Consider the following 5,851-nt stretch of genomic DNA (forward strand, 5'->3'; position numbering starts at 1 on the left):
CACGAGGGAGCGGGGCGAGCTCGAGGCTGAGGTGATGCGGATCCTGTGGGGTGCTGCCGGGCCGCTGAGTGCCCGCGAGGTTCAGGCCTTGTTCACCGGGCACGTGCCCGCTTACACGACGCTGATGACGGCGCTGGACCGGTTGCAGAAGAAGGGTCAGGTGGTCCGCACGGGCGATTCGCCTCGGAAGGTGCGCTTCCACGCCACGCACACCGGGGACGAGCATGCCAGTCAGTCGATGATCACCGCGCTCAACGGCGCCGGGGACCGTCAGGCGGCGCTGTTGCAGTTCGCCGGCAACCTGACGAGCGAGGATGTCGACCTGCTGCGGGCGGCCGTCGCGGCCGGCGCCCGGCGGAAGCGCCGCTGACGCAGTGATCGCTGCCGGAGCATTCCTGACCGCCGCCGCCGCGCTGCTGCTGCTCTCCCCGTGGCTGCTCACGGGGGGCCGGTGGCAGGTCCGCCATCCCCGCACCGCGCTCACGGCCTGGTTCGCCGTGTTCGGAGGGGGGATCGCCGCCGCACTCGCATCAGTGGCGGCCGCGATTCTCGCCGCCGTGTCCGGCGGCACGGCAGCCACCGCTGCTGAGGCGGTGACCGTGACGCTGGTGGCGTGGGTGAGTCTGGGCGGTGTGGGCGCGGTCCTGGCGTTCATCTCGCTGTCCGCGGAACCGCTCTCTCAGTCCTGGCGTGCCTCCCTCGCCCGGTACGCCCCGGCTGTGTCGCGCCGCGAACAGCACCCCGGCTACACGCTGGTGTGGTTCGACGCCCCGGAGCTCTTCGCCTGCGCGGTACCCGGCCGGCATCCAGAGATCCTCGTGTCCACCGCCCTGCAGGACGCGCTGACCATCCGGCAACTGCAGGCCGTGATCGCACACGAGCACGCTCATCTGCGGCTCGGGCACGGGTGGGCGGTGCGGATCGCGGAGCTGAACGCCCTCTGCCTGCCCAGGATGCTCCGCGCGGGGCGGGACATGAAACGATCGACCCTGCTGCTGGTGGAGCTGATCGCCGACGACACCGCCGCCGGCCAGGTCGGGGCCGTGCACCTCGCCAACGCTCTCGCCGCCCTGGCCAAGACCACGAACGACCCCGGGCTCGAGCTGCGCGCGGAACGTCTCACTCTGCGCCGTTGGAAGCCACCGACTCGCCGACACCTTCCCCAATTGGCCATTCGCCCGACCGACGCCGCGGTGGAGAGGATCGGAGGGACGTACTGATGCGCACGCTGCCCGCCAGCATCCCCAGCCCCGACCCCGCCTGGGCCAGCTTCACCCTCGGGCCGGTGACGATTCATACCTACGCGCTGTGCATCATCGCCGGGATCATCGCCGCGGTCCTGATCACCGGTAGACGCCTGGACCGCCGCGGCGTCGACAAAGGGGTCGTGATCGACATCGCCCTGTGGGCGGTGCCGCTGGGGATCGTCGCGGCCCGGTTTTATCATGTGTTCACCCACCTCGGCGACTACTTCTCCCCCGGTGCGAACCTGTGGAACGTGTTCGCGATCTGGGACGGCGGCAACGCGATCTACGGCGCCCTGATCGGTGGGGGCCTCGGGGCGTGGATCGCCTGCCGCCGCGCAGGGCTGCGGTTCACAGCGTTCGCGGACGCCCTCGCGCCCGCCCTGCTCGTCGCCCAGGCCATCGGACGGCTCGGGAACTGGTTCAACCAGGAACTGTTCGGACTGCCCACCACCGTGCCGTGGGGGTTGGAGATCTCCCCCGACGCGGCGATGTTCCCCGACACCCTGCCCGCAGGCACCCTGTTTCACCCGCTGTTCCTCTACGAGATGATCTGGAACCTGCTCGGCGCCGCCGTCATCGTGCTTCTGGAGCGACGCCTCACCCTCGGATGGGGACGCAGCCTCGGCATCTACTTCCTCTGGTACGGGATCGGGCGTGCCGGACTCGAGGCGATCCGCATCGACCCCACCAGCAACGCCCCTCTCGGCATCCCTATCAACGTGTGGACCTCCATCGCCGTCGCCACCCTCGGCATTCTCATCCTCATCGTGCAGACTCTCCGGCACCGTGAACCCGAGCCCTCGCCCTACCTTCCCGGTCGCGAGCCCATGCTGCCCACCACGGCGGAACTCGCCATTGAGGAGGAGCGAGTCGTTCCGCGGCAGGACCAGCGTTCTCAGGAGTGACCTAACACGACATGTCGTAGAGTTGTCGTGGCAGGGAAGGCTGGTGAGTGGGTCGTGACGGAGCTCCGATTCTGGGTGAACGGGATGACGTGCGCGCATTGCGAGCGTGCCGTGACCGCGGAGCTCGTGTCGTTGGACGGAGTGCGGGATGTTCGCGTAGACGCGGCCACGGGGAGCGTGGTGATCCAGCACGATGCCCCGCTGATCAGGGCGGCGGTGCAGGCTGCGGTCGAGGACGCCGGTTACGAGCTGCGTTCCTGGCCCGCAGACTCCGATGAGTAGCATCGCAGCCACCGACACGCAGGGCCGGACGACGGTGGCGCGGCGGCGTTCCCGTCCCGGGCTGGTTGCGCTGCTGGGTGCGGGGTTCGTGGTGTTGGTTGTCGCGGTTCCGTTGGTGGTCACTGTGCTGCTGGGCGAGGCGCCCTATGAGTTGATCCATCTGAGTTATCCGGGGGTGGATGTCGCGACGGTCAGCACGGTGCTGACCTCGGGTGCGGTCGCGGGCAGCGTGGTCAGTGTCGGCGCGTTGGTGCATCTGTTGTTCCTGCGCGATGCGCCCGCCTCCAAAGCGCGGCGGATCGCGCAGGGGTTCGAGGTGCGGGTGCTGCGGGTCGCGGCCGGGGTGTGGGCGTTGTGTGCGTGCGGGCTGATCCTGTTTCAGGTGCTCGACGCGAACGGTACGCCGTTGGAGCGGCTCGCTATCCCGGGGGCGTTCGCGTTCCTGTACGAGGCGAGCACCGAACCGATGGCGTGGACGATCAGCTTCGTCGCGGCGATGATCGTGTTCTTTGTCGCGTTCTTCGCCGACCGGTGGACGAGCCTGCTGATCCCGTTGTGGGCGGCGGTGATCGCGGTGCTGGCGCCGGTGGTGTCCGGGCAGGTGCTGGTCGGCCCCGATCATGACTTCGGCGGTGACGCGGCCGTGTTCCAGACGCTCGCCGTGTTCGTGTTCTTCGGCGCCGTCGCCGTCGCCGCCGTGCGGGTGGCGTCCGGTCGGCTGGTGGCACCGTTGACACTGCGGCGGCTGTTCCTGATCGGGGCGGTGGCGTTGCCGGTGATGGTGGGCGTCGATGTGATCCTCGCCGTGTTCACTCTCGCCGGCACCCCGGTCACCGGTTCCCTCACCGGCTGGCTGCTGCTGGCCCGGGGCGTGTGCGTGCTGATCGTGATCGGCGCAACCGCCACGGGCTGGTGGCTGTGGCGACGCGCCAGGCTCCGCGCCCATCACCTCAGCGCGCTGTTCACGATCGCGGGCCTTGCGGTCGCGGGGTGGGTCGGGGTCGCGGTGGCGATGACTCGGCAGCCGCCGCCGCAGTACTTCGTGCCGACCAGCATCTCGCAGGTGTTCATGGGGTTCGAGGTGCCCGACGCGCCCACCCTCGACGTACTAGTCACGCAGTGGCGACCCAACCTGCTGTTCCTCGGCATCGCGGTCACCGCGATCACCGTTTACCTGCTCGCTGTACGGACCCTGCAGCGGCGTGGCGACACCTGGCCGGCAGGGCGCACGGTGGCCTGGGTCGGCGGGTGGGCGGTGGTGGTCGTGGCGACCAGCTCGGGGTTCGGGAAGTACTCGGCCCCCGATTTCGGGGTGCACATGATCGTGCACATGTCGCTGAACATGCTCGCCCCCGGCCTGCTCGTCCTCGGCGGCGTCGTGACCCTGCTGCTACGGGCCACCACGACCACGAAAGGCGCAGCAGCGGGGTTCCATGACTGGTTGACCTGGGTGCTGCAGTGGCGGGTGCTGCACGTCATCTACAACCCGCTCGTGGTGTTCGTGCTGTTCATCGGCTCCTACTACGGGCTCTACCTCACCGGGATCTTCGGGGAGTTCATGCGGTTCCACTGGGCGCACCAGGCGATGAACCTGCACTTCCTCATCGTCGGATACCTGTACTACAGCCTGATCATCGGCGTCGACCGCCCCCCGAGGCCGCTGCCCCACATCGGAAAGCTCGGGTTCGCGCTGGCCGCGATGCCGTTCCATGCGTTCTTCGGCATCATCCTGATGACCGGGAACGTGCTGATCGCCGAGAACTTCTACCTCTACCTCGGGTTGCCCTGGACCGACCTGCCCGCCCAGCAGTACCTCGCCGGCGGTGTGGCCTGGGCCGGCGGCGAGATCCCCCTGATGATCGTGATCACCATCCTCGCCATCCAATGGGGACGCCAGGACGCCCGCGAAGCCCGCCGCAAGGACCGGCACCTCGACACCGGTCGCGACACCGAGTTTGACGCCTACAACCAGATGCTGCAGCGCCTCGCCGACCGTGACACTGCCACCACCGGGCCCCGCCCCCCGGCGCAGAAGGACACCCCATCATGACCCTCACCCAGCCGGCGACCACACCCGTCGCCGAGGCCATCGAGTTGGACATCTCCGGGATGACCTGCGCCGCCTGCGCCGGCCGGGTGGAGCGGGCCTTGAACAAGCTCGACGGCGTCACCGCGACCGTCAACTACGCCACCGAACGCGCCCTGATCACCGGGCTCCCCGACACGGACACCGCCCGCGCCATCCAACAGGTGGAGAACGCCGGATACGGGGCGCACCTGCGCGACGGCGCCGATGACGCCTGGTCCGCCCGCGCCACCGAGGTGCGCATCACCTCCCTCCGCCGGCGTCTCACCGTCGCGGCGCTGCTGACCGTGCCGCTGATGGACATCACCCTCGTCCTCGCTCTGGTCCCCGGGTGGCGGTTTCCCGGCTGGGAGTGGGTGTGCGTGCTCCTGGCGCTGCCGATCGTGACCTGGGCGGCCTGGCCGTTCCACCGGGCCACGCTCCGCAACCTCCGCCACGGCATGGTCAGCATGGACACCCTGGTGTCCCTCGGCATCGTCGCCTCGTTCGGATGGGCCGTCGCCACCCTGCTGTTCGGGCTCGGCAGCACCGGGCAGAACGGATACTGGCTGGGGTTCGGGATCACCCCCGCCGGCGCCGACTCCCTCTACCTCGATGTCGCCGCCGGGATGACCACCTTCCAACTCGCTGGCCGCTACTTCGAGACCCGTTCCCGCCGCAAGGCCGGCGACGTGCTCGGCGCCCTGAATGCCCTCGCCGCCACCCACGTCCGCATCCTCCATAACGGCACCGAAACCATCCAACCCGCCGATACCCTCCGCGCCGGCGACACGTTCGTCGTCTTGCCCGGCGAAACCATCCCCGCCGACGGGACGGTGACCACGGGCACCGCCGCGGTTGATGCCAGCATGATGACCGGGGAACCCGTCCCCGTCCCGGTCGCCCCCGGCAGCACCGTGGTGGGCGGCACGATCAGCAGCGACGGGCGCCTCGAGGTGACCGCGACCGCGGTCGGCGCGCACACCCAGCTGGCGCAGATGGCCGCGCTCACCGACAACGCCCAAGCCCGCAAAGCCCGCGTGCAGACTCTCGTCGACCGGATCGTGACCTGGTTCGTCCCCGCCGTCATCGTCCTCGCCCTCCTCGTCGGCACCGCCTGGGCACTCGCCGGCACCCCCATCCAGCAGGCGTTCGGGATCGGGATCAGCGTGCTCATCATCGCCTGCCCCTGCGCACTCGGGCTCGCCACCCCCACCGCGCTCATGGTCGGCATCGGCCGCGCCGCGACCCTCGGCATCCTCATCAAAGGCCACGATGCGCTCGAAGCATCAGGGCAGGTCACCACCGTGGTCCTGGACAAGACCGGCACCCTCACCACCGGCCGAATGACC

Annotated in this window: 6 protein-coding genes; all 6 read left to right on the plus strand. The window is 69.4% G+C overall.

The annotated features are described in order from the left end of the window. On the plus strand, positions 1–370 hold a 370-nt coding region (locus Q1V87_RS13760), incomplete at its 5' end, for a BlaI/MecI/CopY family transcriptional regulator (protein WP_300594017.1). A gap of 4 nt (positions 371–374) precedes the next feature. Next, a complete protein-coding gene (locus Q1V87_RS13765) occupies positions 375–1,220 on the plus strand; it encodes a M56 family metallopeptidase (protein ID WP_300594020.1) in 846 nt (281 codons plus the stop codon). Next, a complete protein-coding gene (gene lgt, locus Q1V87_RS13770) occupies positions 1,220–2,152 on the plus strand; it encodes a prolipoprotein diacylglyceryl transferase (RefSeq protein WP_300594023.1) in 933 nt (310 codons plus the stop codon). The genes Q1V87_RS13765 and lgt overlap by 1 nt, the downstream gene beginning before the upstream one ends. Before the next feature lie 27 nt (positions 2,153–2,179). Further along, complete coding sequence (locus Q1V87_RS13775; RefSeq protein WP_300594026.1) at positions 2,180–2,434, plus strand: heavy metal-associated domain-containing protein; 255 nt, start codon at positions 2,180–2,182, stop codon at positions 2,432–2,434. Next, positions 2,427–4,484: a cytochrome c oxidase assembly protein gene (locus Q1V87_RS13780; protein ID WP_300594031.1), complete on the plus strand. Its 2,058-nt coding sequence runs from the start codon at positions 2,427–2,429 to the stop codon at positions 4,482–4,484. Before Q1V87_RS13775 ends, Q1V87_RS13780 begins: the two co-directional genes overlap by 8 nt. Beyond that, positions 4,481–5,851, plus strand: a 1,371-nt coding sequence (locus Q1V87_RS13785; protein WP_300594033.1) for a cation-translocating P-type ATPase, incomplete at its 3' end; no start/stop codon positions are given. The genes Q1V87_RS13780 and Q1V87_RS13785, both read left to right, overlap by 4 nt.

The sequence above is a fragment of the Microbacterium sp. genome (genome assembly GCF_030149085.1).
Classification (GTDB): domain Bacteria; phylum Actinomycetota; class Actinomycetes; order Actinomycetales; family Microbacteriaceae; genus Microbacterium.